The organism is Bradyrhizobium sp. WCU1 (genome assembly GCF_053474805.1).
The window spans coordinates 2,119,336-2,144,839 of the sequence record NZ_CM130280.1 but is presented as its reverse complement, the minus strand read 5'-3'; the positions used below and the strand labels follow the sequence as shown (position 1 = coordinate 2,144,839).

Sequence of the window (25,504 nt, the reverse complement as noted above, 5' to 3'; positions counted from 1 at the left end):
CTCTCCCTTGGGAGAGGTCGATTTGCGCAGCAAATCGGGTGAGGGTTTGCGGTCTATCGAGAGAACAAGAGCCCTCACCCGGCGCTGCGCGCCGACCTCTCCCCACGGGGGAGAGGTGGACCAAACCCGCGGTCAAACTGATCTAACCTCTTCATCCCGCGCTAGGCAGCCGCCGCCGGGCCGGATTTCCGGCCACGATGGTGCCGGCGGCGACGTCCCGCGTCACCACGCTGCCGGCCCCGACCAGGGCGCCGTCGCCGATTGTGACGCCGGGCAGGATGATGGCGCCGCCGCCGATCCAGACGTCGCTGCCGATCCGGATCGGGCGGCCGAATTCCAGCCCGGCGCGGCGGGTTTCGGCATCGCGCGGGTGGTCAGCGGTGTAGATCTGCACCGCTGGCCCGATCTGGGTGCGGTCGCCGATCACGACCTCGACGACGTCGAGGATGACGCAGTTGAAGTTGAGGAACACGCCGTCGCCGAGGCTGATATTGCTGCCGTAGTCGCAGAAGAACGGCGGGCGGATGATGGTGTCCTTGCCGACCTTGCGGAAGCGCTCGGAGAGCAGCGCGTTCAGTTCGGCCGCGGACGATGCGCCCGACGCATTGTAGCGGGTCATCCAGCGTTCCGCCGCGGCATGGTCGGCGGCGATCTCGGCATCCGGGCGATACAGCTCGCCCGCCAGCATCTTTTGCTTTTCAGTCTTGTTCAATCAATCGTTCCGAGTCTTGGAAACGCGTCCGGCGCGGCGGCGAGGTACGCGCGCGCCTTGGCGCTGTCGTCATCCATCTGGCGTATCAACGCCTCGATGGTGTCGAATTTCAGCTCTTCGCGAATGAAACCGATGAATGCGACATCGAGGACCGTGTCGTACAGGTCGCCCTTGAAGTCGAACAGGAACACTTCGAGCAGCGGCGCGCCGTTGTCGAAGGTCGGCCGGCGCCCGAAGCTTGCGACGCCGTCGAACCGCTGCGCGCCCTTGCCGATCCGCACCGCATAGATGCCGTGCTTCAGGCCGCAATGCTTGTCGAGGCGGATGTTGGCGGTGGGATAGCCGAGGTCGCGGCCGCGCTTCTCGCCGTGGATCACCTTGCCGGTGACGAACCACGGTCCGCCCAGCATCGTGGTGGCGTCGGTGACCTCGCCCTCGGCGAGCGCCATGCGGATGGCGCTGGAGGACACCGGGCGCTCGGCGATGTCGACATGGGCCTGCACATCGACCTCGATGCCGAGCCGCGGAGCCTCGCTAACCAAAAGACTTGGCGAGCCGACCCGGCCCTTGCCGAAATGGAAGTCGTAGCCGACCGCAATGCCGCTGATGCCGAGCCGGCGGATCAGGTCATGGTGAATGAAATCCTGCGCCGACGTACCGGCCCGCGCCTTGTCGAAGGTCATGACGACGGCGCCGGCGAGCCCGGTGGCTGCGAGCAAGCGCAGCTTGTTGGTCTCGTCCGTGAGGCGGAATTGCGGGGTGTTCGGGCTGAAGAAGCTGCGTGGATGCGGCTCGAAGGTCACGGCGAGCGCGGGCACGCCGCGCGCTCGGCCCATCGCCAGCGCCGCACCGATCACGGCGCGGTGACCGAGATGGACGCCGTCGAAATTTCCCATCGCGACCACGGCGCCCCTGGGGATGGCGCTTTCGGGGGTGTTGTCGCGGATAACGGTAAAGCCGGTGCTCATGTCAGGTATTCTTCAAGGATTCTTAAGCATGATTGTTGCGGGCCGGACCGTGACGCGGCGGCGGCGTGGAAGTCAAGCGTAGCGAAAATCGCGTCAAATCCGTAACAATCCGGATTCAGCCGGTTAACGCGCTGTTTAACGCCAGCTGTTACTCGTTGCCGGAAACCTGCGTTCGTGCAGAAGCCAAGTTGCGTCAGGCGTTTTGGGGGAAAAGATGGCGGTTGATTTGTCCATGCCGGTTCTGGTGGTTGATGATTACAGCACCATGATCCGCATCATCCGGAATCTTCTCAAGCAGCTTGGATTCGAGAATATCGACGATGCGTCCGACGGCTCCGCGGCGCTCAACAAGATGCGCGGCAAGAAGTATGGCCTGGTGATTTCCGACTGGAACATGGAGCCGATGACCGGCTACGACCTGCTCAAGGAAGTTCGCGCCGATCCCAATCTCGCGACCACGCCCTTCATCATGATCACCGCGGAATCCAAGACCGAGAACGTGATCGCGGCCAAGAAGGCCGGCGTCAACAACTACATCGTCAAGCCGTTCAACGCCGCCACGCTGAAGACCAAGATCGAGGCGGTGTTCCCGGACATGGCGACCGCGTAAGACGCTCGTCCATCGCATCTACTGAATTCACGTTATGCCCGGGCTAGTCCCGGGCATAGCTGTTTTTCGCCAAGGCAAGATGAGATTAGGCTCAGCCGCAACGGCGTCGGAAGTTCACCTCTCCCTTGGGAGAGGTCGATTTGCGTAGCAAATCGGGTGAGGGGGGACGGTCTATCGAGGGAGCAAGAGCCCTCACCCGGATTGCTCCGCAATCCGACCTCTCCCCGCCGGGGAGAGGTGAACCGCGACCAGAGGCTCGCGCAAATGCCATATGCGATAACTCCTGCGGCGAAGTGCGTCTGCGCTATTTCGGAATATTAGAAGTATGCCCCTGAGTTGCCCGACGTGTCAAGGCGACCGGTCGAACATCCGGTGCCGCGGCCACTTTGCATGGGGTTGTTTTCGATATTTTGGCAGCGCGCCGCTTGCGGAGCCGGCCGCTACCACTTCAGCTCGCGCATCAGCGCGCGCGGCGGGTGGCCGAACAATTCCTTGATCGAGGCCGGATCGAGCTGCTCGATGCCCTCGAACTGCTCGGAATGGATGCCGCGGGTGATGAACAAGAGATCGATGCCGAAGCCATGGGCGCCGGTGAGATCGGTGCGCACGGAATCGCCGATCGCAAGCACGCGGCCGAGCTCGGTCGGGCGGCCGCGGCGCTCGGCGGCCAGAGCCATGGCGCGCTCGTAGATCGGCCGGTGCGGCTTGCCGTAGAAGATCACCTCGCCGCCGAGCTCGTGATAGAGTTCGGCGATCGCGCCGGCGCAGTAGATCAGCCGGTCGCCGCGCTCGACCACGATATCCGGATTGGCGCAGACCAGTGTGAGCTTGCGCGCGAGCGCCTTGAGCAGCGTGTCGCGATAATCCTCGGCGGATTCGGTTTCGTCGTCGAACAGGCCGGTGCAGATGATGTAGTCGGCCTGCTCCAGCGGCACCATGGTGGCGTCGAGGCCGCGATGGATCGAGCTGTCGCGCTCGGGGCCGATCCAGAAGATCTTCTGGCCGGGATGATCGGCCACGAAGTGGCGGGTCAGGTCGCCCGAGGAGACGATCGCGTCATAGGTCTCGTCCGCGACACCGAGCTTGCGCAGCTGGCGCTGCACCGAATCGGCCGGCCGCGGCGCGTTGGTGATCAGGATCACCGTGCCGCCCTGCTTGCGGAATGTGTGCAGGGCCTCGCAGGCCTCGGGAAACGACTCGAGCCCGTTGTGCACGACGCCCCAGATGTCCGACAGCACGACGTCGACATCGCCGACGAGGTCGCGCAATTGCTCGACGAAGCGCAATGACGTCATGATGCAGGCCGTTGACTAGTTAGGACCGAGGGCGCGGCGCGCCAGCGCGGCGCTGCCGGTTGCGCGCGGCGGCGCTGTTGGGCTGGTGACAGGTGCTGAAGGGCCGGCGCCATTGAGGTCCTGGGGGTTGGCCTGCGGAGCCTCGGCGGTAGCAGATGCCCCCTCCGGCCGCAACGGTCGCGGCGGCGCGAACAGGAAGCCCTGGCCGAACCGGACATCGTAGTCGAGCAGGTCGACCACCGAGCGCTCGCCCTCGATCCGTTCGGCGATCAGGTCGATGCCGAAGCGGCCGAGCAGGTCGGACAGATCGGACGGATGGATGTCCGACGTCGCGCTCTGCCTGGTGTCGAGCAGCAATGCGGCCGGCACCTTGATGAAGCGGACGCCGCGATCGGCGAGCTCGCGCGGTTCGAGGCGGAGGTCGCTGACATGGTCGATCGAGAACCGGTAGCCGCGCTGCGATAGCGCCGCGAGGTTCTCGCTCTCGACCGGGCCGAGATTGCGGAAGGTCGCCTGCTTGAACTCGAGCACGAAGGACGGCGCCAGCGCGCGGTTGGCCTCGAGAAAATCGAGGCACTGGGTGAAATGCGCCGGACTGGCCAGCGTCGCCGCCGACACGTTGCAGAACACGCCGACATCCTTGCTGCGGATCATCAGGCGGCGCAGCACCTGGACGCAGCGAAGCATCACCATGTGATCGATGCGGCCGATCAGGCCGGCGGACTCGGCGGCTTCGATGAAATCGTCGGCGGCAAGCACCTGGTCGCGCTCATCGCGCAGCCGCGTCACCGCCTCGTAATAGCGCACCTTGCGCTGCGGCAGCGTCACCATCGGCTGCAGGTAGATGTCGAGCCGGTTCTCGTCGATCGCGTGCCTGATCGCGCCGACGAGCTGGGCCTGGCTGCGCGAGATCGGCTGCGGCGGCGCAGCTGGCGGCGGTGGCGCGAACACGACGGTCGCGGCCGGCGCGACCGGCTGCAACAGATCGTCGCGCAGCGAAGCGACCGGCTGCGCCACGGGAGCCGCTGCCAGCAGATCCTCATGATGGGCGACGGATGCCGCGAGCTGCCGCACCAGTCCGCCGAGCTCGTTGATCTCGCCGGCCATGCCCTGCATCCGGTCGGCGCCGGTGGAATTGGCCGACGTGACCCGGCCCTCGACTGCGGCCAGCCGGCGGCCGAATTCAGCGACCTGGCGGGCGAGGTCTGCGGTGCCGCGCGACAGATCCGCGATCTGGCCGCCGACATCGCTGCGGTCGCGCAGCCGCATCGAGAGGGCGTTGTAGAGGATCAGGCAGGTGAGGGCGGTGAGCGCCACGATCGCCGATTCCGATCCGCTGATGCCCGCCACCGAATACAGCACGAAGCCGAGCGAGGCTGCGACCAGCACCATGCAGATGGCGATGAAGATCGTCGAAATGCGAATCATGTCGCGCGCCCGCGCCCTCCGTCCGAACATCCCCGGCGCGCAAGCTTAGCACCATTGTTGATTCGACGGGCCTGCGATCTTCGGAACCGGCTGGAACTGCACACGATTTTCGCTTCGCTTGGTCCGGCTCCGCGGCCGGGCTCCGTAGTCGTCCGGATCGGCCGCGGCGGGCCGCTCAGAGGTCGGCGGCGGCGATCCAGAACACCTCGCCCTCGGAGTCCTCGGTGTCGAGCCAGAGCAGCGGCAGGTTCGGATAGGCGGCCTCGAGATTGTCGCGGCCGCGGCCGATCTCGCAGAGCAGTCCACCCTGCGGGGTGAGATGCTGCTTCGCCTCGTCAAGCAGGCGGCGGACGATGTCGAGCCCGTCAGGCCCGCCGTCGAACGCGATCTTCGGCTCGGCGCGGCACTCGCGCGGCAGCGAGGCCATGCCTTCGGCGTCGACATAGGGCGGATTCGAGATGATGAGATCGTAGCTGTTGTCGCCGAGCGGCTTGAACAGATCGCCGCGATACAGTGTCAGGCGGTCGTCGAGGCCGTGGTCGGCGACGTTGCGCGCGGCGACCTCGAGTGCATCCTTTGAGATATCGACTGCATCGACGGCGGCATTGGCGAAATGCCGGGCGGCCAGGATCGCAAGGCAGCCGGAGCCGGTGCAGAGGTCGAGCACGCTTTCGACCTCCGCGGGATCGCCGATCAGCGAGGTGCCGTCTTCGTCGCCGCCGAAATGCGAATCCAGCAATTCGCCGATGAAGGAACGCGGCACGATGGTGCGCTCGTCGACATAGAACGGCAGGCCGCGCATATAGACCTTGTTGACGAGATAGGCGGCCGGCTTGCGCGTCGCGATCCGGCGCTCGATCAGGTCGAGGATCTGCTTGCCCTCGGCCAGCGTGACGCGCGCGGTCGCGAAATTCTCGAACTGGTCGGGATGCAGATGCAGCGTCTCAGCGATCAGGAACGCGGCTTCGGCGATGGGATCAGTGGTGCCGTGCGCGAACACCAGTTTGGCCGCGTTGAAGCGGCTCACCGCGTAGCGCAGGAAATCGAACAGGGTGTGGAGCTCGCCCGCGCCGACCTTCGGCACTTTTGACGCGACAGGGCTGCGTCTGGCCGGCACTTTGCTGCGCTTGGCCATCAGGATTTGGTCCAGCGCGCGGCAGCCGCGTCGTCATGGTCGCGCGCCTCGATCCAGCTCGTGCCGCGGGCGCTTTCCTCGCGCTTCCAGAACGGCGCGTTGGTCTTGAGATAGTCCATCAGGAACTCGGCAGCTTCGAATGCGGCCTGCCGGTGCGCCGAGGCGGTCACGACCAGCACGATGTTCTCGCCCGGCGCGATGCGGCCGAAGCGATGGATGACGGTGAGGCCCTGCAACGGCCAGCGCGCCAGCGCCTCGTCGGCGTGGCGTCCAATCTCGGCTTCCGCCATTTCAGGATAATGTTCGAGCGTCAGGGCTGCGATCGGCTCGCCCTGCTCGCTGCCGCGGCAGATGCCGCTGAAGCTGACGACCGCGCCGACATCGGTGCGGCCCTTGCTGAGGCCGGCGATCTCCTGCGCGACGTCGAAGTCGGCTCGCTGGATACGGATGGTCGCAGTAACAGCCATGATTGGATCTAGCCGCCGGTCATCGGCGGAAAGAACGCGATCTCGCGGGCGCCGATGATCGCCGCATCCTGCTTGACATGGGCGTGGTCGATCGCGGCGCGGATCACCGTGGGCTTCTCGAAGGCATGGGCGTAGGCATCGTCGCGCGCGGTGAGCCAGCCGATCAGGTCGGCGACGGTGCGCACCTCGGCGGGCGGCTCGACGGTTTCCTCCGCCTTGCCGACGCGCTCTCGCACCCAGGCAAAATATTTCAGCTTCATCCCTCATCCTCCTTGATGAGGTGATGGATGCCGGCGCGGAAGTAATCCCAGCCGGTGTAGATCGTGAAGATCGCCGACATCCACAGCAGCACGATGCCGATCAGGGTGGTTGCCGGGAACACCTGCTCGCCCGCCTCGCCGGCGATCAGAAAGCCGATCGCGACCAGCTGGATCGTCGTCTTCCATTTCGCAAGCTTGGTGACGGGAACGCTGACCCTGAGCCCCGCGAGATATTCGCGCAGGCCCGAGACCAGGATCTCGCGGCACAGGATCACGATCGCCGCCCACAGCGTCCAGCCGTGGATCGAATTGTCGGCGGCCAGCATCAAGAGGCTGGAGGCCACCAGCAGCTTGTCGGCGATCGGATCGAGCATCCGGCCGAACGCGGACTGCTGGTCCCACATCCGGGCGTAATAGCCGTCGAGATAGTCGGTGATCCCCGCCGCGATGAACACGGCAAGCGCCACCCAGCGCAGCCACAACGGGCCGTCCAGGATCGACTGCCAGTAGACGCAGCCGATCACCACCGGAATGGCGGCAATCCGGGCGTAGGTCAGGATATTCGGGAGGGACATGGTCTTGGTCTGTCCCCGGGTCGTAGCGATGTTCATCCGTTCTACCAATACCGCTGAAGCGAGAAGGTCAACCGTGCGGGCGCCAAAGCGCGGCAACATTACGCGGAATCGTCATGGCGCCTTAGCTCGTTGTTTAGGCGTGATCTTTTCGGAACGTTGCCTGACACTTTCCGCATCATGCCCCAGATGCCCTGTCGCAGGCGACGCCCTGATGAATAGCCTTTGGTTTAACCCGGCTGGGCGTGGAAAAACTCGAAAATCTTGCGGGCGCTCTCGGCACTGACGCCGGGAACCTTGCCGAGGTCGGCGATCGAGGCCCGCTCGATCTCCTTGAGCGTTCCGAAGTGGTGCAGCAAGGCACGTTTTCGCGACGGGCCGATCCCCGGGATCTCCTGCAGGCCGGCCTCGCGGATGTCCTTCTTGCGCAGCTTGCGGTGCGAGCCGATCACGAAGCGGTGGGCCTCGTCGCGCAGCCGCTGGATGAAATACAGCACCGGGTCGCGCGGCTCCAGCTTGATGGCCTCGCGGTCCGGCATGAACAGGGTTTCGCGCCCGGCATCGCGGTCCGGCCCCTTGGCGACCGACATCAGCGCGACCTGGGTGAGCCCGAGTTTCTCGAAAATTTCCCTGACCGCGTTGAGCTGGCCGCGACCGCCGTCGATGATGACCAGATCGGGCCATTGCGGAAACGACTCGTCGTCCGCCTTGTCGCTCTCTCGGGCCTTCGCGCCGTCCTTGGCGGCCTCGCCCTCCGGCGGCTTCACGAGTCGCTTGAAACGGCGCTCCAGCACCTCGCGCATCATCCCGTAATCGTCGCCGGGCGTCAGCCCTTCGGACTTGATGTTGAACTTGCGGTACTGGTTCTTCATGAACCCGTCGGGCCCGGCCACGATCATCGCACCGACCGCGTTGGTGCCCTGGATGTGGCTGTTGTCGTAGACCTCGATGCGCTTTGGCGTGTGCGGCAGGCCGAGCGTCGTGACCATGCCCTCCAGCAGCCGGCTCTGCGTCGCGGTGTCGGCGAGCTTGCGGCCGAGCGCCTCGCGCGCGTTGGTGAGCGCGTGGCCGATCAGCTCCTTCTTCTCGCCGCGCTTCGGCACTGAGACCTCGACCTTGGAGCCGGCCTTGACCGAGAGCGCGTCGGCGAGCAGCGCGCTTTCCTCGATCTCGTGCGACAGCAGGATCAGCTTCGGCGGCGGCTTGTCGTCGTAGAATTGCGCGAGGAAGGAGGACAGCACCTCCTCCGGCGTGAAACTCTTCTCGGCCTTCGGGAAATAGGCGCGGTTGCCCCAGTTCTGGCCGGTGCGGAAGAAGAAGACCTCGACGCAGGAATAGCCGCCCTCCTGGTGGATCGCGAACACGTCGGCCTCTTCGACCGTGCGCGGATTGATGCCCTGTTGCGACTGGATCGCCGACAGCGCCGCTAGGCGATCGCGGTACAGCGCCGCGGTCTCGAATTCGAGCTCGCCGGAGGCCTTCTCCATCTCGGCCGCGAGCAATTCCTTCACCGCGTGGCTGCGGCCGGACAGGAATTCGGTCGCCTCGCGCACCAGTTCGCTATAGCCGGGGAAATCGATCTCGCGGGTGCAGGGGCCTGCACAGCGCTTGATCTGATAGAGCAGGCAGGGCCGGGTGCGGCTTTCGAAGAAGCCGTCGGTGCAGGAGCGGATCAGGAACGCGCGTTGCAGCGCCGTGATGGTGCGGTTGACCGCGCCCGCATTGGCGAACGGGCCGAAATAGCGGCCGGGTCGCGACTGCGCGCCGCGATGCTTGAGGATCTGCGGTGCCCAGTGGTCGCCAGAGATCAGAATATATGGAAACGATTTGTCATCGCGCAGCTGCACATTGAAACGCGGCCGCAGCTGCTTGATCAGATTGGCTTCGAGCAGCAGCGCCTCGGTCTCGGTCATGGTCGAGACGATCTCGACATGGGTGGTCGCCGCGATCATGCGCAGGATGCGCGCCGCCAATGGCGCGTTGGCCCGCGCATAGGACGACAGCCGCTTTTTGACGTTCTTCGCCTTGCCGACATAGAGCACGTCGTTGGCGGCGTTGAGCATGCGGTAGACGCCGGGCGAGGTCGGGGCGAGCCGCACCGCGTTCTCGATCGCGGCATGCCCGACCGAGAGCGTCCCCTCGGCGACCGGCTCGGCGCCGTCCTCCGAAGCCTCGGGCAGACGTGCCTCGTCGTCCTCCTCGGCGGCGGAGCTTTCGGGATCGACGTCGCTCGTGTCGAGCGTCAGGTCGGCCTTTGTCAGGTCGTCCTGCGGCAGATCGGACTTTGCGCCGCGCCCTGTCTTCTGAGGCGGCATCGGACGTTCGGGAGAATCGTGCACCATGGGCCGTAAATTAATCGCTTGGGCGACCGCTCGCCAGCGTCGGCGGCTCAGGAAAAAGAACCCGATTGCAGCAGGTTACAGGTTGCGCGCCACCGCCGCCGCGGGGCGGTAACACATTGTTAAGACTGATGAGCGGGCCGGTAACCGGGCTTAACAGCCCTTTAACTTAAAACTCTCGATAAACCTTAGCGAAAAAAGTGGAATTCCGTAACCACGCAGGCTTGGGGCCTGCGGGCTGCGGCAGTTGCGTGGTGGAGAGTAGCTATGACCCGGTTTGTTGCGCGTGCGCTGGCATTGATCGTCGCAGGCTGGACGACCTCGGCGGCGGCGGCCGACCTCAACTACGGCTCGCCCTATACGGTCTATCAGCCGCTCAATGCCTATAGCTGGGCCGGCCCCTATCTCGGCGGCAACGTCGGCTACGGCTGGGGTTCGGTCGAGAACAACCCGACCCAGCCGTCCGGCTTCGTCGGCGGCGTGCAGGCCGGCTACAACTTCCAGAACGGCTCACCCTGGGTGTTTGGTATCGAAGCCGATATCCAGGGCACGACGGCCGATGATCGGTTCGCGCCCTGGAAATTCTCCAATCCGTGGTTCGGCACGGTGCGCGGCCGCGCCGGCTACGCCGTCAACAACGTGCTGTTCTACGCGACCGGCGGTCTCGCCTTTGGCGAACTTCGCGGCGAGACCTTCGGCGTGTCGGAGACGCACACCAATGCGGGCTTCACCGTCGGCGCCGGCGCCGAAATGGGCTTTGCTCCGAACTGGAGCGCCAAGATCGAGTATCTCTACGTCGATCTCGCCAACAGCAACTTCACGATCACCGGCGGTGCGTCGAACGGCTACAGTTTCAGCCTGGTTCGCGCCGGCATCAACTATCACTTCTGAGAACAAGAAAACGTCTGACATCAACTCCCGGCCGCGCCTCGCGCGGCCGGGTTTTTCTTTGTGCTGACGGTCTGCACATCGCGCGCAGCAGCATGCACGCCGCCCCATTCGCGAAGCCGATCGTCGGCCGCACGCTTCGAGCGTGCGGCACGGCCAGTCGCGTCCGCATCATGCAGGGTGGTCATGAAGCGAGCGCGCGCCGCGCGCTCGGCAGTCAACTCACATGCAACGCTTCAGTCGGTGTTCATCACGAGCCGCGCACTGCAAGCACTCATCATGAAACCACCAGGTTGACCGCCTTCGGGCCCTTGCCCTTCTTGTCCGGCTCAACCTCGAACGTAATGCGTTGTCCTTCAGTCAGGTCCTTCAATCCTGCACGTTCGACAGCTGTGATGTGAACGAACACATCGCGGCCGCCATCATCAGGCTTGATGAAGCCGTAGCCACGCTCTCCGTTGAAGAACTTGACTGTCCCAGTCATGGCCATCGGGAAACTCCTCCCCCGTATTGCTCCACCGCTACGCGCACGTCGCGTAGCGGTTGACCGACATTCGCTTGTCGGAAGCTTGGCCACCTGAACAGGCCGGCGTCACGCCGCTGGTCTGCCTGGATTTTATTTCGGCCTTGTCACTCCGCCGCAACCATTCGCGGAAGCGGAACGTAAAGCCAGTCGTAACAGGATGAGCATAATACGGTTCCGCGCAAATTGCCTATGCTCAAATTTGAACTTTTCAGTGGGTGCTTTTCGATCAAGCTTTAGGCGTCTCTAATCTGAAGCGCGCGGCGCCGCCCTGACCGAGTGGCTTCTCGAGTTCGGGCAGGATGATCTTCAGCTCGTTGGCGAGTGTCCACGGCGGATTCACTATCAAAAGTCCGGTAGAAACGAGCCCTGCGTCCGCTTCTTGCGGCGCCACACTGAATTCCAGACGCAAGCATTTGCCTGCGGGCCGGCTGCTCATTGCTGCAGCAGCCACGCTGCGTGCGAGCTCGTCGGTGGCTCTCCGGGTTTTTACGGGGTACCACAAAAGATATGCGCCGGTCGGCCATTTCGCGAACGCCTCCGTGAAGGCACGGGCCAGTCGCTCGAACTCGTCCTTTGCTTCGAACGGCGGATCGATCAGCACGAGGCCTCGCCGCTCGTTCGGCGGCACGAATGCGGGCAGCGCCATCCAGCCGTCGAGATCGACGACACGTGCCTGTGCGTCGCGTCGCAATGCATCGATCAATTGCTTGCGCGCGCCGAGCTCGAGCTCGCAGGCCGTCAGACGATCTTGCGGACGCAGCAGCGCTCGCGCGATCAGCGGCGATCCCGGATAGGCTTTCAATTCGCCGCGCGGATTGAACGCCCTGACGATGTCGAGATAGGGCCCGATCAAGGGCTGTGCCTTGTCGGAAAGCCGCGCCTGCATCAGTCGCGCGATCCCGGTGAGCCATTCGCCGCCGCGCTGCGCTTCGCTCGACGTCAAATCATAGAGGCCGGCGCCGGCGTGGGTGTCGATGACGCGGAACGGCGCCTGCTTCTCCTGCAGATAGGTGAGCATGCGCACCAGCACGATGTGCTTGATGACGTCGGCAAAGCTGCCGGCATGAAAGGCGTGACGGTAGTTCATGCTGTTATCGCTGCGCTCCGGAAGGGAGCGCATGTTGTACTTCGTCATGCCCGGCCTGTCCCGGCCTTCGCTGAAGCTTTGGCGGGATTAACATCCGAGCCCGGCGCAGCCTTGGCGTAGCTGGCTCCCGCGCATCGACGCCTGATCTTGCTGGTTTCGCGATGGCGCGGATCGCCGGGTCAGTCCGGCGCGACGCATGTCTACCCGGCCATGACCGGGAAGGGGTCAGCCGCCGCGAACCGGCGGCATCAGCACCTGATCGCGACGGCAGGCGCGGCGATCGATTTCCTCGCAGGCGCGGAATTGCAAGTCCTTGCTGAGGCAAATCCGCACCTCGCTGAGCCGGTTACTGGCGCAGGTGACCGAGATCGCGGAGTTGCTGAGCCCCGGATTGGCCTTGATGAAGGCGGTCTCCAACTCGTCGGGCGCGATCGTCTTCGGCTCCGACAATTGCAGGAATTCCTCGGGGATCTTCACCGTAGCGCGGGCCTTGCGGATGGCTTCGAAATAGCCGCGCTCGCCGAGGCCCGAGCAGGTGCCGTGCTTGTCCCACTCGTTGTAGATCAGCCCGGGTGCCGGCATCAGGTCGAGCATCGAGGTCATGATGTTGCGGGCGAGCCGCGGCGAGGGGCGTTGGCAGTATTCCGGGAAGCCGCGCTCATATTGTGGCCACAGCCCGTGCACCACGAAGGAGTACGGCCGGCCGCCGCACTGCGCCTGCGTCCCGCGGCTGTTGTTGCCGCGCTCGCTCGCCGCCTCGCAGAACGACGGCGACCACGACAGCGACAGCACGTAGAAATCGAATTCGCCGGGCGCATTCTGGCGACGATCCTGGGCCGAGGCCCCAACCGCGCCACAGAGAACCAAGACAGCGGAAATCAGAAATCGGGAAATTGTGTCCAGCCGAGGCATCAAACGCTCCCCTCACGCGACCGTTCGGAGCCTAGCAGGCTCGCGGAACATTTCAAGAACAAAAGCCGCCGGCTATGTCGGCGGCGGCTTCTGCTTCAGCAATCCGTGGGAAAATCAGGGCCGGGCGGCCTTGCAGGACGGGTTGTACGCCCAGTTGCGGTCGAGCCCGGCGACGCACCATTCGACGCCCTGGTCGATGCCGGCAAAGCCGCCGTCCTCGATGATCGAATAGTGTACCTTGCGCACCTTGCCGTCGCTCAACAGCGCATCACCCGAGCAGTAGCGGCGCGGGATGTTGTCGGACTGCCAGGGGCGGAACGCGGTTTCGTGGATCCGGCTGAAGCCGGTGATGACGAGCGGCGAATTCCAGAAGGTGGCCTCCTTCTCATGGAATTGATCGCTGATGGCCCCCAGGGCCTTCTCGCATGGCGCCACGTTGCCGTCATAGCGCGGGCCCGACAGCCAGAAATTCAACTCGAACGGATTGGCCGCCTGGGCCGTAGTACCCCCGAAAGCCAGCATGCCGACCAGGATTGCGGCACCGAGACCAAGCCTAGGTCCGAGTTTGTTGCGGGAGTTGAACAGGTTGCGCATGGGAATCCACCCGATTGTCCGATGCGGCGGACGGTGCCGCGAAGCCCCGGCAAGGTCAAGTGCAGCGCGGCAACACCTGCGGAGAAGTCCACCTTTAGCCGCCGGCGTGTTCTTTTCACCGTCGCCGTCGCACTCTATGTTGGCGTCAAGCGAAATGGAGTCTGCGATGCGAAGGAAATTGGCCGCGTGCCTGGTTGCCGTTAGCGGGATGCTGGCCGTTGGTCCGGCGCAAGCCGACTGGTTGCAGCCGGTGCCGCCGTTCAAGGGCAATGATACCGGCGGGATCATCGCCTATTCACTGGCAACCCAGACCGACGCCCGGCAGCTCGCCGTCGATCACTGCGCCTCCTACGGCAAGGTCGTCAAATTCCTCGCGCTGCAGCGCTATCCGGGCGGCTACATCTCGTTCGCCTGCCGCTGGGTGCCCTATGGCTCGGCGCAGCGGCCGGTGCGCACACTCTACTGAGCGCCTCAAAATCCCTCGATCGTTCAGCCGGGAGCTCGCCGCATGACCCGACAGCTTGCCTTGCTTGGCTCTGCCGTTTGCCTCGTCCTGTCCACCGGCGCCGCAAGCGCCGTTGACCTGCCGATCCGCAAGGCCGGTCTGTGGGAAATGAAGATGGTCCGCACCGGTGGGCAAATCCCGGAGGTGACCATGCAGCATTGCACCGACGAGACCACCGACAAGGACATGAGCACCGCGGCCTCTCCGTTGGCAAAGCAGGTCTGCTCCAAGCAGGACGTCCAGAAGACGGCGACCGGTTATGTCAGCGACAGCGTTTGCGGCGTCGCCGGCGTCAACGTGACCTCGCATTCCGAGATCACCGGCGACTTCAATTCGGCCTATACGGTCAAGAGCACCTCGCATTCCGAAGGCGGCACCTCCGGCGCCCACGACGCCACCATGATCATCGAGGCGAAATGGCTCGGCGCCTGCAAGAGCGACCAGAAGCCCGGTGACATCATCATGCCCGGTGGCATGAAGATGAACATCAAGGACATGGAAAAGCTGAAGGGCCTGCTGCCCAAGCAGAAGTAGGACTGCGCCTTCGATCGCTGCCCGCGCGTTCGAGCACGGCCTCTCACATGCGGAGAGGCCGTATTGCTTTGCGCCACCATCATTGCCGAGGGCTCGCCACAAGACTGCAAAGCAATTCTGCGCTGAAACGGCGCGCAGTCCATCTGATCCTTCCCCATCACCCTGAGGAGCGCCACCGGGTCCGCGCGAAGCGCGGCCCGATGACAGGCTCCGCGCGTCGCGAAAGGTCGACGGCCCGACTGGTGGCCGCGCATCCTTCGAGGCTCGCCCAGCGGCGCAATTGCGCCGCAAGGCTCGCACCTCCAGCGACAAAGGCGAAGCCTTTGCGCGGGGATGACGGATCCCACCGCTCGTTCGCATCATCCATTGGTGCGATGACGTCGACGGAGCGCGACATCGTCGAACGATCGTTGCGTACCTCACACTCGGGATGATCTGAGAGAATGTGGACGCGTATCGAATGCGTCGCGATGCATGCGTGCTGCTGCGTCTCGCTTTGAATCGTTCCAGCATTGCACATCTTGAATCGCTCCAATCTTGCGCATCGTGCGTGCTTCAAGCGATTCTATTTTGCACGTGTGGAATTTCGCCGATCCCGTCGATAGAAGTCCGCCCCATTCGATGTCGCGCAATGACGAACACGCGGCTCGATCAAGATCAGTCTGGGGGATGTGTTCGGTGGGAATGACTTCGTCGTGGAGCAGGCGCAGCTTGCTCGCATCAACAGCTGCGATCAACGCAGCGTTTCTCGGTTCGGTGATGCTTGTGCCGGTGTGCGCAGACATCGCCAGCGCTCAGGCGCAAACCAGTCCTCCGCAAAACGATGTCAGCGTGCTTCCGCCGGTGACGGTGGAGCAACCCGGCGCTGCAAGAAAGCGCAGTGCCGCCGCTTCGACGCAGAACACCAGGGCTTCGCGCGCGGCCGCTGTGAATCGACGCGGCATTGCCGCGGCGCCTGCGCCGAGCCAGGCTTCGCGCTCGCAAGCTGCCGCCGGCGCGATCGGTACGACGACCGGTTACGTCGCAACCGGCAGCACGGCCGGCACCAAGACCAGCACGGCGCTGATCGAGACGCCTCAGTCGCTCTCGGTCGTCACGCAAAAGGAGCTCAGGGATCGCAACGTTCAGACGCTCAAGGACGCCGTCAATTACACGCCCGGCGTGACAACCACGGCGTTCGGCTACGATCCGCGGTTCGACAGTTTCTACATCCGGGGCTTCGATGCCACCTATACCGGGATCTATCGCGACGGCCTGCGCCAGGGCGGCGGCAACTTCGCCATTCCCAAGATCGAGCCTTACGGTCTCGACAGCGTGTCGATCCTGCGCGGCCCGGCCTCGGGCCTCTATGGCCTTGGCTCTCCGGGAGGCATCGTCGATGTCACCACCAAGCGGCCGACGTTAACGCCGTTCGGCGAGGTGCAGCTGCAGGCCGGCAACTATGATCGCTATCAGGGCAGTTTCGATCTCGGTGGTCCGGTGCCTGGCAGCGATCAGCTGTACTACCGGCTGACCGGTCTGCTTCGTGACGCCAAGACCTGGTATCCCGGCAACGACGACGATCGCACCTATATCGCGCCGGCGGTGACCTGGCGGCCGGACGCCGACACGTCGTTCACGATCCTCAGCGAATATCAAAGCAGCCGGACCGCCGCTAGCATCGGCAACTTCCGTACGCCCGAGGGACAATTGACCAACGTCTACTCGAACGATCCGGCCTTCAGCGCGATGGATCAGAAGCAGTACCGCATCGGCTATGCGTTCGAGCACAGTGTCGACGACGTCTGGACGGTGCGACAGAATTTCCGCTTCTATCAGGTCGACACCGATGCGCGATACACGCAGGTCGATTCGATCGATAGCAGCACCAATCTCGCGTCGCGCTCCGCCTGGCGGATCCTGGATAGCTTCAACACGGTGACGCTCGACAACCAGGCCGAGGCCAAGTTCACGCTCGGCGCGATCAGGAACACGGCGCTGTTCGGCGTCGACTACGGGCACTCCACCTACAACGACAAGATCGGCTCCGGGCCGGCTCCGGATCTCAATCTTTTGACGATGAACTACGGCGCTCAGGCCATCGCGACGCCGGCCTTCTCAACCTTCAACAAGCAGTCGACCGACGAGGTCGGCGTCTACGCGCAGGAGCAGGCCAAGCTTGGCGGCTTCGTTCTGACGCTCAACGGCCGCCAGAGCTGGGTGTCGCAGACCACGACGGCCGGTCTCGACGGCGTGCCGTCGACGCAGAAGGTCGCCGCTTTCACCGGCCGCGCGGGCCTCGCTTACGTTTTCGACAGCGGCATCGCGCCCTATGTCAGCTACGCGACGTCATTCGCCCCGCAGGTCGGCGTCGACGTATCCGGGACACCATTCAAGCCGACCACCGGCGAGCAGAAGGAAATCGGCATCAAGTACCAGATGCCGCAAGTTCCGGTGTTGCTGACTGCCGCGGTGTTCGACATCACCCAGGACAATGTGCTGCGCACCGATCCCAACAGCATGGCGTTCCAGGCGGCCACCGGGCAGGTCGAGTCCAAGGGCGTCGAGCTCGAGGCGAAGCTCGCGCTGAAGCAGGGATTCGATCTCACCGCGGCCTACACCCATCTCAACGTCGTGATCATGCAGGGCAATCCCGATACCACGGGCAATGAGCTGTCCGGCATTCCGCGAAATTCCTTCGCCGCCTTCGGCAAATACACCTTCCAGTCCGGCGTCCCCGTCGAAGGGCTCGGGCTCGGCCTCGGTGTCCGTTACATCGGGACCAACTTCGGCAACGACCAGAACACGTTCCAGAATGCGGCGACGACGTTGTTCGATGCCGTGATCGATTACGATCTGGGCAGGCTGGATCGGCGCTTCCTCGGCGCCACCATGCGGCTGAATGCGACCAATCTGTTCGACAAGCACTACCAGACCTGCCAGTCCGGCTACTGCTATGCCGGCGAGCGGCGTCAGGTGATCGGCACCTTGTCGTACCGCTGGTAAGCTAAAGCGGTATGAGTTTTGGTCGAAGCGGCCTAGCCCGGTCTTGGTTCACCTCTCCCCGTCGGGGAGAGGTCGGATTGCGAAGCAATCCGGGTGAGGGCTCTTGCTTTCGCGATAGACCGTAAACCCTCACCCGATTTGCTGCGCAAATCGACCTCTCCCAAGGGAGAGGTGAACCTTCAACGCCGTTCCAGCTCAACCTAATCTCATCATGCTTTAGACCGGCACCCGCACCGCGGCGCGCAGCCCGCCCATCGGGCTCTCGCTGAGCAGGATGTCGCCGCCATGCGAGCGCGCGATGTCGCGGGCGATCGCAAGCCCGAGGCCGCTGCCGCCTTCATCCTGGTTGCGGGCATCGTCGAGCCGCAGGAACGGCTTGAACACTTCCTCGCGCATGTCGGCGGGGATGCCGGGGCCGTCATCGTCGATCGTGATGTTGAGGTAGCGGTGGTCGCGCTGGCCGGTGATCGAGATCGTGTTGGCGTGGCGCGCCGCGTTGGAGACGAGGTTGGCGAGGCAGCGCTTGAACGAAGCCGGCTTCACCGTGACGACCGGCAGGCCGTGGAATGCGACGGTTGCGGTGTGGCCGTGGCGCTCGGCGTCGCTGCGCAGCTCCTCCAGCGCCATCGCCATGTCGGTCGGTTGCGCGACCTCGCCGGAATCGCCGCGCGCGAAGGCGAGGTAGTCTTCCAGCATCATCGACATCTCGTCGACGTCCTTGCGCATCGCGTCGATCTCGGGGCCTTCGCCGATCAGGGCCAGCTCGAGCTTGAAGCGGGTCAGGATGGTGCGCAGATCGTGCGACACGCCGGCCAGCATCGCGGTGCGCTGCTCGATCGAGCGCTCGACGCGCGCCTTCATCTCGATGAAGGCCTGCGCCGCGCGCCGCACCTCGCGCGCGCCGCGCGGCCGGAAGTTCGGCGCCTCGCGGCCCTTGCCGAAGCTCTCGGCAGCGTCGGCGAGCCGCAGGATCGGCTTGATCTGGTTGCGCAGGAACAGTACGGCGACGATCAGGAGGATCGTCGAGGTGCCGAGCATCCAGAAGATGAAGATCTCCGAATTCGAGGCATAGGCCGCGCTGCGCTGGGCGAAGATCCGCATCACGGAATCGTCGAGCTGCACGCGGATCTCGACCAGATTGGACTTGCCGACGGTGTCGATCCAGAACGGACGGCTGATCTGGCGGCCGAGCTGCACCGAGAGCGTCTGGTCGAGCAGCGAGAAGAACGGCTTCGGTCCCGGCGGCGGCATGTCGCCGGCGGGCAGGAAGTCGACCACCAGCTGCAGCTTCTGGGCGATGTGGCGAAGCTGGGCGCGGTCCTTGTCCTGCGGATAATTCTTGTAGACGTCGATCAGCGCGGCGATGTCGGACACCACCGCGGCCGACAGCCGCCGCGTCACCGTGTTCCAGTGCCGCTCCATGAACACGAACGCGACCACGGTCTGCAGGATCACCATCGGCACGATCATGATCAGCAGCGCGCGGGCGTAGAGGCCGGTCGGCATCCAGCTCTTGAACGCATTGCCCATCCAGCCGTTCGCTTTCGAGACGCGCTGCGAGGCGTTCTTGATCAGGGTCAGGCCGGAATCGAGCGTGCTCATGGCTGGATCTTATGGCGAGGCGACCAGGCGATAGCCGATGCCGCGGACCGCCTGCAGGAACAACGGATTGGCGGGATCATGCTCGATCTTGCGGCGCAGGCGGTTGATCTGCACGTCGACCGCGCGTTCGTTGACGGTGCCGCCAGAGGTCAGCTCGGCGCGCGGCACGGTCTCGCCGGGGGCGCTGGCGAGGATGCGCAGCATCTCGCGCTCGCGGTCGGTGAGATGGATGATCTCCTCGCCCTGGCGCAGCTCGCTGCGCTCGATGTGGAAGATATAGGGGCCGAACGCGATCTGCTCGACGGTTATGACCTGCGGCGGCGCGGTGCGCTTGAGGATATTGCCGATGCGAAGCACGAGCTCGCGCGGCTCGAACGGCTTGGCGACGTAATCGTCGGCGCCGATCTGAAGGCCCTCGATGCGGGCCTCCGCCTCATGGCGAGCGGTCAGCATGATGATCGGCACCGTGGAGGACGTGCGGATGAAGCGGGCGAGGTCGAAGCCGTTCTCGCCGGGCATCATCACGTCGAGGATCAGCAGGTCGAAATGCAGCCCGAGCAGCTTGGCGCGGGCGTCGGTGGCGCTCATCGCCGTCGTGACGCGATAGCCCTCGCCGGAGAGAAAGCGCGACAACAGGTCGCGAATGCGGCGGTCGTCGTCGACCAGCAGGAGATGCGGTGCGTCGTCGGCCGGTTCGATCGGCGCGCGCATCATGGTTGCAGCCTGCACCAGGTTCACTCCCTTGCTTTTCTGCCGCCGCCGAAGATGGCTTCGAGCACCTTGTCCGGATCGTCGCGGTCGATCATCGCGCGGAGGAACTGGCGGACCGTCTCGACGCCGGCCGGATCGATGCCGGCGACCGCGCGATTGATGCGGTCGGTCTGCAGCCCTGCGAGCTTGGCGACCAGTGCCTCGCCCTTCGGCGTCGCGTAGAGCAGGCGCTGCCGGCGGTCGTTGTTGCCGGTCTTCTGCACGATGTAGCCCTCGTCCAAGAGCTGCTTGAGCACGCGTCCGAGCGATTGCTTGGTGATACGCAGCACGTCGAGCAGGTCGGCGACCTTCAGGCCGGGATAGCGGGTGACGAAGTGGATGACGCGGTGGTGGGCGCGGCCGAAGCCGAACGCCTCCAGCTCCTGGTCCGCGTCGCCGACAAAGTCGCGGTAGGCGAAGAACAAGAGCTCGATGATGTCCCAGCGCAGGTCGCGTCCACCCGCCGCAGGAGCATGATCATCTCCCTGCGAATCGGGCTTGGCAGCCATGCCTGAGAAATTTATGTCAGTCATATTGACGTATCTTGGGTTCAATGTTACAAAACTGCCTGTCACGACGAAACATTAGGTCGTTTCGTCCCCAACAGCGTTTGAGTCGGCCTGAAAGAGCCTGTGAGGCGGTTTGGGCCGCAAACTGGACTACCGTGCGATTGTCGAGCGGCATTTCGGCAAACATACTGGACTTCAGCATTCCGCAAAAGCATGTCTAAACGGCATGTTGGCGATGGAAACCGGCCCGTGCGGCCGGTGGTGGTGAAGTCCGGGCCAGCCGAGCCTGATGGCTCCGGGGGAAACAGGCCGGCGCCCGATATGGCGCCGGTTCCGACAGCGGAAAGCAAGAAAAATGACTTTGAAATTCGACATCCAGCCGTCGCCGAATGCGACCTCCGACAAGGATCGCGCGGCGAAGCTCGTGGACCCGGGCTTCGGTCGCGTCTTCACCGACCACATGGCGATCGTCCGCTACAGCCAGGGCAAGGGCTGGCACAGTGCCCGCATCGAGGCACGCGCGAATTTCCCGCTCGATCCGGCCGGCGCCGTGCTGCACTACGCCCAGGAGATCTTCGAAGGGCTCAAGGCCTACAAGCGCGACGATGGCGGCGTGAACCTGTTTCGCCCCGACGCCAATGCCCGCCGCTTCCGCGATTCGGCCGACCGCATGGCGATGGCGCCGCTGCCCGAGGATCTGTTCATCGAGGCGGTCGAGCAGCTGGTGCGGATTGATCGTGCCTGGATCCCGGGCGGCGAGGGCAGTCTCTATCTGCGGCCGTTCATGATCGCGAGCGAGGTCTTCCTCGGCGTGAAGCCGTCGGCGGAATACATCTTCTCGGTGATCGCATCGCCGGTCGGCTCCTACTTCAAGGGCGGTCCTGCGCCGGTATCGATCTGGGTGTCGGAGAATTACACGCGCGCCGCGATCGGCGGCACCGGCGCCGTGAAGTGCGGCGGCAATTATGCTGCCAGCCTGCGCGCGCAGGCGGAAGCGATCGAGCGCGGCTGCGACCAGGTCGTGTTCCTCGACGCGGTCGAGCGCCGCTACATCGAAGAACTCGGCGGCATGAACATCTTCTTCGCCTTCGACGACGGCTCGCTGCTGACGCCGCCGCTCGGCACCATCCTGCCCGGCATCACCCGCGACTCGATCATCGCGCTCGCCAAGGATTCCGGCACGCGCGTGCGCGAGGAGCCCTACACGATCCAGCAATGGCGCGCGGATGCCGCCAGCGGCAAGCTGAAGGAGGCGTTCGCCTGCGGCACCGCGGCCGTGATCTCGCCGATCGGCAAGGTCTGCTCGGCGAGCGGCGACTTCCAGATCAGCGGCGGCGTCGCCGGTCCGGTCGCCATGGGCCTGCGCAAGAAGCTGGTCGACATCCAGTACGGCCGCACCAACGATCCGCATAACTGGATCAGGAACGTCCAGTGACGGACGCGACGTCATTCCGGGACGATGCGCAGCATCGAACCCGGAATCTCGCGATTCCCGGTGCGCAATCGCGCGGCTGAGGTATGGTCCTGCGGAATATCCCGGAGTGACAGCGTAGCGGCACCGGTTGCCGCCTTGCGCGCCGGCTGGTAAACGGCCGCTCATGGCCGAGAAACCCAAAAAACCCCAAAAACTGAAGGCGCGCCTGCCGCGTGGACTGGAAGATCGCGGCCCGGCTGCGATCAATGCCACGCGGGCGATGGTCGAAAAGATCCGCGCCGTCTACGAGCTCTACGGCTTCGAGCCGGTGGAGACGCCGGCGATGGAATACACCGACGCGCTCGGCAAGTTCCTGCCCGACCAGGACCGGCCCAACGAGGGCGTGTTCTCGTTCCAGGACGATGACGAGCAGTGGATCTCGCTGCGCTACGATTTGACTGCGCCGCTGGCGCGCTATGTCGCCGAGAATTTCGACGCGCTGCCGAAGCCGTACCGGTCGTATCGGCTCGGCTACGTCTTCCGCAACGAGAAGCCCGGTCCCGGCCGCTTCCGCCAGTTCATGCAGTTCGATGCCGATACGGTCGGCTCGGCGACGCCGGCGGCCGACGCCGAGATCTGCATGATGGCGGCGGATACGATGGAGGCGCTCGGCATTCCGCGCGGCTCCTATGTCGTGAAGGTGAACAACCGCAAGGTGCTTGACGGCGTGCTCGAGGCGATCGGTCTCGGCGGCGACGACAATGCAGGCCGCAGGCTCACGGTGCTGCGCGCGATCGACAAGCTCGACAAGTTTCCCGCCGACGAGGTTCGCAAGCTGCTCGGTCCCGGGCGATGGGATGGCGGTGAAGAGGGCAAGGGCGACTTCACCAAGGGCGCTGAGTTGGGCCCAGCGGATGCCGATATCGTTCTGGCCGTCACGCAACAGCGTGCGGATTGGCGAGAGGCGATTGCGGCGGCAGAGGCCTACCTCGCGAAGAGCGAGGTTGGCCAGGCCGGCGTGAGCGAGCTCGAGGAAATCGCGAAACTGGTCGCGGCGTCCGGCTATGGCTCAGATCGCATCCGCATCGATCCCACCGTCGTTCGTGGGCTCGAATACTACACGGGTCCCGTCTACGAGGTTGAACTGCTGCTCGACACCAAGGACGAGAAGGGCCGACCGGTGCGGTTCGGCTCGGTCGGCGGCGGTGGCCGCTACGACGGCCTCGTCTCGCGCTTCCGCGGGGAGCCGGTGCCGGCGACCGGCTTCTCGATCGGGGTGTCGCGCCTGCAGGCCGCGCTGACGATGCTGGGTCAGCTCGACGCGCGGGCCGAATTCGGTCCCGTCGTCGTCACCGTGTTCGACCGCGACCGCGTCGCCGACTACCAGAAGATGGTCGCAGAGCTGCGCCAGGCCGGCATCCGCGCCGAGCTCTATCTCGGCAATCCGAAGAACATGGGCAACCAGCTCAAATATGCCGATCGCCGCAACTCGCCCTGCGTGATCATCCAGGGCTCGGACGAGAAGGCGCGCGGCGAGGTGCAGATCAAGGATCTGATCGAGGGCGCCAAGGCGGCGGCTGCGATCGCGTCCAACCAGGAATGGCGCGAAACGCGTCCGGCGCAATTCTCCTGCGCCGAGACCGATCTGGTCGCGAAAGTCCGCGAGGTCCTGGCGCGGCATGACGTGGCGTGGGGATAGCCATTCGCTGGCGATGTGATGCCCGCCCTTGTGCCGGGCATCCGCCTCTTGTTTGATGCACGCCGACGTGAATGGCCGGGAACAGCCTGACCATGGCGACAACAAGAGGGAGAGCAACAATGCCTGAGATCACCGTGAGCATGGCCGCCGGCCGCACCGACGAGCAGAAGCTCGGCATGATGCGCGACATCACCCAGGCACTGGTGAAGAATCTCGGTGTCGATGCCGACGCGGTCGTGATCCAGATCAACGAGGCGCCGCTGCATCACAAGATGAAGGGCGGCAAGTCCTTCGTCGAGCGCGCCGCTGCGGCGAAGAAGTAATTCAACGTCGTCGTCCCGGCCTTCGCCGGGACGACAGTATTTTTGAGGCGCCAATGGACGCACGCGACTTCATCAAGATCGGCATGAGCGCCGAGCGCATGCTGGTGGTGCCGCCGGAGCGCACGGTCGGGCATTTCGTCCCGGGCATGCCGATGGTCTATGCGACGCCGATGATGATCCTCGACATGGAGATGGCGTCGGGCGATGCCATCCGTGGCGCGTTGCAGCCCGGCTGGGTGACGGTCGGGACCGAGGTCGACATTCGTCATCTTGCAGCCGCGCTCGTCGGGGCCACGGTGCGGACCACCTCGAAGGTGGTCGTGGTCGAGCGCCGCGTGATCCGCTTCGAAGTCGAGGCGTTTGAAGGCACGCGCAAGCTCGGCGAAGGCCGCCACGCCCGCGGCCTGATCAATGTCGAGCGTTTTAATAAGCGTCTTGCCGGGACGTCGGCGCAGTAAGCGAGGAGCTACTTCGCCAATTCCTTCGAGCGTCGTGTCGCGGCGGCGATGGCGCGGGTCATCAACGGCTGGAGGCCGTCATTCGCCATCAACACGTCCAGCGCGGCGGCCGTGGTGCCGCCGGGTGAGGTGACGTTTTGCCGCAACGTCGCTGACGGCAAGTCGGAGCGATGCAGCAGCTCGCCGGAGCCCGCCACGGTCGCGCGCGCCAGCGTGGTCGCAAGCGTTTCGGGCAGGCCGGCTGCGACGCCGGCGCGGGCCAGCTCCTCGGCGAGCAGGAAGACATAGGCAGGGCCGGAGCCGGAGACCGCGGTCACCGCGTCCATCAGGCTTTCGTCGTCGACCCATTCGAGGAGACCGGTCGCCTGCAGCAGTGCATCGGTCATGGCGCGCTGCGCGGCGGTGACGCGCTTTGCCGGCACCGCGACCGTGATGCCGCGGCCGATCGCCGCCGGCGTGTTCGGCATTGCGCGCACCACCGCGCCGCCGACGACTTCTTCCAGCGCTGCGATGGTCGTACCGGCCATGATCGAGACCACGAGCGTCGAGGGGCCGACGAGCGCCTTCAGCGCGGCGCCGGCCTCGCGGAACGATTGCGGCTTCACCGCGACGACCAGCGTGTCGACCGTGCCGAGCTCCGTCGCTTGCGGATTGAGCCGGACGCCCTTGGCCGCGAGTGCGGAGATGTCAGGCGACAGATGGGGATCGATCACCGCGACCTGCCTGGGCGATAGGCCCTGCGCGAGCCAGCCGGTCAGCATGGCGCCGCCCATCTTGCCCGCGCCGGCAAGCGCGATGGTGCCGGAAGTATTCGTCAATGCGCTGCTTGTGTTCACGGGTCGCTCCACAAACTCTATGTCGTCCCGGCGAAGGCCGGGACCCATAACCACATGTGGTTCTAGTGAGGCGAGGAAAGGGCCACAAGCAGTTTG

At 64.7% G+C, this 25,504-nt stretch carries 27 protein-coding genes; 9 read left to right on the top strand and 18 right to left on the bottom strand.

Features of this window, described 5'->3' with window-relative positions:
- Window positions 1-151: 151 nt before the first annotated feature.
- Window positions 152-712, bottom strand: coding sequence for a sugar O-acetyltransferase (locus tag ACTUWL_RS09795; protein WP_021077313.1), 561 nt, complete (start codon window positions 710-712; stop codon window positions 152-154).
- Window positions 709-1,680 (bottom strand): bifunctional riboflavin kinase/FAD synthetase, encoded by a 972-nt coding sequence (locus ACTUWL_RS09790; protein ID WP_021077314.1) that lies wholly within the window; start codon window positions 1,678-1,680, stop codon window positions 709-711. Before ACTUWL_RS09790 ends, ACTUWL_RS09795 begins: the two co-directional genes overlap by 4 nt.
- 214 nt (window positions 1,681-1,894) lie before the next feature.
- Here ACTUWL_RS09790 and ACTUWL_RS09785 point away from each other — a divergent pair, with 214 nt between their 5' ends.
- A complete protein-coding gene (locus tag ACTUWL_RS09785) occupies window positions 1,895-2,290 on the top strand; it encodes a response regulator (RefSeq protein WP_016844467.1) in 396 nt (131 codons plus the stop codon).
- A 440-nt stretch (window positions 2,291-2,730) separates the two neighbouring features.
- Here ACTUWL_RS09785 and ACTUWL_RS09780 read toward each other — a convergent pair whose 3' ends face one another.
- The 7 genes from ACTUWL_RS09780 to uvrC form a co-directional block, all read right to left on the bottom strand.
- The gene (locus ACTUWL_RS09780; RefSeq protein WP_021077315.1) at window positions 2,731-3,585 is read right to left on the bottom strand and encodes a TIGR01459 family HAD-type hydrolase; all 855 of its coding nucleotides are present in this window, start codon (window positions 3,583-3,585) and stop codon (window positions 2,731-2,733) included.
- Between the two features lie 15 nt (window positions 3,586-3,600).
- Complete coding sequence (locus ACTUWL_RS09775; RefSeq protein WP_035650363.1) at window positions 3,601-5,013, bottom strand: EAL domain-containing protein; 1,413 nt, start codon at window positions 5,011-5,013, stop codon at window positions 3,601-3,603.
- Between the two features lie 175 nt (window positions 5,014-5,188).
- Window positions 5,189-6,148: a 50S ribosomal protein L3 N(5)-glutamine methyltransferase gene (gene prmB / locus ACTUWL_RS09770; RefSeq protein WP_021077317.1), complete on the bottom strand. Its 960-nt coding sequence runs from the start codon at window positions 6,146-6,148 to the stop codon at window positions 5,189-5,191.
- Entirely contained in the window at window positions 6,148-6,615 is a 468-nt protein-coding gene (locus ACTUWL_RS09765; RefSeq protein WP_021077318.1) for a molybdenum cofactor biosynthesis protein MoaE, read from the bottom strand. The genes prmB and ACTUWL_RS09765 overlap by 1 nt, the downstream gene beginning before the upstream one ends.
- 8 nt (window positions 6,616-6,623) lie before the next feature.
- Window positions 6,624-6,875 (bottom strand): molybdopterin converting factor subunit 1, encoded by a 252-nt coding sequence (gene moaD, locus ACTUWL_RS09760; RefSeq protein ID WP_021077319.1) that lies wholly within the window; start codon window positions 6,873-6,875, stop codon window positions 6,624-6,626.
- On the bottom strand, window positions 6,872-7,486 hold the full coding sequence (gene pgsA, locus ACTUWL_RS09755) for a CDP-diacylglycerol--glycerol-3-phosphate 3-phosphatidyltransferase (RefSeq protein WP_016844474.1): 615 nt from the start codon (window positions 7,484-7,486) through the stop codon (window positions 6,872-6,874). The genes moaD and pgsA overlap by 4 nt, the downstream gene beginning before the upstream one ends.
- A gap of 191 nt (window positions 7,487-7,677) precedes the next feature.
- A complete protein-coding gene (gene uvrC, locus ACTUWL_RS09750; RefSeq protein ID WP_035650318.1) occupies window positions 7,678-9,789 on the bottom strand; it encodes an excinuclease ABC subunit UvrC in 2,112 nt (703 codons plus the stop codon).
- Window positions 9,790-10,053: 264 nt separating this feature from the next.
- On the opposite strand from uvrC, the gene ACTUWL_RS09745 reads away from it, so the two are divergent.
- Window positions 10,054-10,677 carry an outer membrane protein gene (locus tag ACTUWL_RS09745; protein WP_021077321.1) on the top strand — a complete coding sequence of 208 codons (624 nt, stop codon included), beginning with the start codon at window positions 10,054-10,056 and terminating at the stop codon, window positions 10,675-10,677.
- Between the two features lie 274 nt (window positions 10,678-10,951).
- On the opposite strand, the gene ACTUWL_RS09740 is transcribed toward ACTUWL_RS09745, so the two are convergent.
- The 4 genes from ACTUWL_RS09740 to ACTUWL_RS09725 all read right to left on the bottom strand — a co-directional run bounded on the left by ACTUWL_RS09740 (window position 10,952) and on the right by ACTUWL_RS09725 (window position 13,793).
- Window positions 10,952-11,164 carry a cold-shock protein gene (locus ACTUWL_RS09740; protein WP_016844477.1) on the bottom strand — a complete coding sequence of 71 codons (213 nt, stop codon included), beginning with the start codon at window positions 11,162-11,164 and terminating at the stop codon, window positions 10,952-10,954.
- A gap of 262 nt (window positions 11,165-11,426) precedes the next feature.
- Window positions 11,427-12,287 carry a 23S rRNA (adenine(2030)-N(6))-methyltransferase RlmJ gene (locus ACTUWL_RS09735; protein WP_035650365.1) on the bottom strand — a complete coding sequence of 287 codons (861 nt, stop codon included), beginning with the start codon at window positions 12,285-12,287 and terminating at the stop codon, window positions 11,427-11,429.
- Window positions 12,288-12,512: 225 nt separating this feature from the next.
- Window positions 12,513-13,199 carry a ribonuclease T2 family protein gene (locus tag ACTUWL_RS09730; RefSeq protein ID WP_021077323.1) on the bottom strand — a complete coding sequence of 229 codons (687 nt, stop codon included), beginning with the start codon at window positions 13,197-13,199 and terminating at the stop codon, window positions 12,513-12,515.
- Between the two features lie 114 nt (window positions 13,200-13,313).
- The gene (locus ACTUWL_RS09725; protein WP_021077324.1) at window positions 13,314-13,793 is read right to left on the bottom strand and encodes a hypothetical protein; all 480 of its coding nucleotides are present in this window, start codon (window positions 13,791-13,793) and stop codon (window positions 13,314-13,316) included.
- A 166-nt stretch (window positions 13,794-13,959) separates the two neighbouring features.
- On the opposite strand from ACTUWL_RS09725, the gene ACTUWL_RS09720 reads away from it, so the two are divergent.
- Entirely contained in the window at window positions 13,960-14,259 is a 300-nt protein-coding gene (locus ACTUWL_RS09720) for a hypothetical protein (protein ID WP_021077325.1), read from the top strand.
- A gap of 42 nt (window positions 14,260-14,301) precedes the next feature.
- Window positions 14,302-14,832, top strand: a complete 531-nt coding sequence (locus tag ACTUWL_RS09715; RefSeq protein WP_021077326.1) for a DUF3617 domain-containing protein — start codon at window positions 14,302-14,304, stop codon at window positions 14,830-14,832.
- A gap of 419 nt (window positions 14,833-15,251) precedes the next feature.
- On the opposite strand, the gene ACTUWL_RS09710 is transcribed toward ACTUWL_RS09715, so the two are convergent.
- Complete coding sequence (locus ACTUWL_RS09710) at window positions 15,252-15,617, bottom strand: hypothetical protein (RefSeq protein WP_168470968.1); 366 nt, start codon at window positions 15,615-15,617, stop codon at window positions 15,252-15,254.
- 142 nt (window positions 15,618-15,759) lie between these two features.
- On the opposite strand from ACTUWL_RS09710, the gene ACTUWL_RS09705 reads away from it, so the two are divergent.
- The gene (locus ACTUWL_RS09705) at window positions 15,760-17,817 is read left to right on the top strand and encodes a TonB-dependent siderophore receptor (RefSeq protein WP_291737043.1); all 2,058 of its coding nucleotides are present in this window, start codon (window positions 15,760-15,762) and stop codon (window positions 17,815-17,817) included.
- 216 nt (window positions 17,818-18,033) lie between these two features.
- Here the strand turns inward: ACTUWL_RS09705 and ACTUWL_RS09700 are convergent, their stop codons facing one another.
- The 3 genes from ACTUWL_RS09700 to ACTUWL_RS09690 are packed head-to-tail and all read right to left on the bottom strand — an operon-like array spanning window position 18,034 to window position 20,702.
- Window positions 18,034-19,419, bottom strand: a complete 1,386-nt coding sequence (locus ACTUWL_RS09700; protein WP_021077328.1) for an ATP-binding protein — start codon at window positions 19,417-19,419, stop codon at window positions 18,034-18,036.
- Window positions 19,420-19,428: 9 nt separating this feature from the next.
- Entirely contained in the window at window positions 19,429-20,133 is a 705-nt protein-coding gene (locus ACTUWL_RS09695; protein WP_021077329.1) for a response regulator, read from the bottom strand.
- Between the two features lie 20 nt (window positions 20,134-20,153).
- Entirely contained in the window at window positions 20,154-20,702 is a 549-nt protein-coding gene (locus tag ACTUWL_RS09690; protein WP_035650327.1) for a MarR family winged helix-turn-helix transcriptional regulator, read from the bottom strand.
- Window positions 20,703-21,033: 331 nt separating this feature from the next.
- Here ACTUWL_RS09690 and ACTUWL_RS09685 point away from each other — a divergent pair, with 331 nt between their 5' ends.
- From ACTUWL_RS09685 to ACTUWL_RS09670, 4 genes are all read left to right on the top strand, one after another.
- Window positions 21,034-22,113 (top strand): branched-chain amino acid aminotransferase, encoded by a 1,080-nt coding sequence (locus ACTUWL_RS09685; RefSeq protein WP_021077331.1) that lies wholly within the window; start codon window positions 21,034-21,036, stop codon window positions 22,111-22,113.
- Between the two features lie 163 nt (window positions 22,114-22,276).
- The gene (hisS, locus tag ACTUWL_RS09680; RefSeq protein WP_021077332.1) at window positions 22,277-23,791 is read left to right on the top strand and encodes a histidine--tRNA ligase; all 1,515 of its coding nucleotides are present in this window, start codon (window positions 22,277-22,279) and stop codon (window positions 23,789-23,791) included.
- Between the two features lie 119 nt (window positions 23,792-23,910).
- Entirely contained in the window at window positions 23,911-24,114 is a 204-nt protein-coding gene (locus ACTUWL_RS09675) for a tautomerase family protein (protein ID WP_018269806.1), read from the top strand.
- A 53-nt stretch (window positions 24,115-24,167) separates the two neighbouring features.
- Window positions 24,168-24,572 (top strand): thioesterase family protein, encoded by a 405-nt coding sequence (locus ACTUWL_RS09670; protein ID WP_021077333.1) that lies wholly within the window; start codon window positions 24,168-24,170, stop codon window positions 24,570-24,572.
- Between the two features lie 8 nt (window positions 24,573-24,580).
- Here ACTUWL_RS09670 and proC read toward each other — a convergent pair whose 3' ends face one another.
- Window positions 24,581-25,456: a pyrroline-5-carboxylate reductase gene (proC, locus tag ACTUWL_RS09665; RefSeq protein WP_168470971.1), complete on the bottom strand. Its 876-nt coding sequence runs from the start codon at window positions 25,454-25,456 to the stop codon at window positions 24,581-24,583.
- Window positions 25,457-25,504 lie beyond the last annotated feature (48 nt).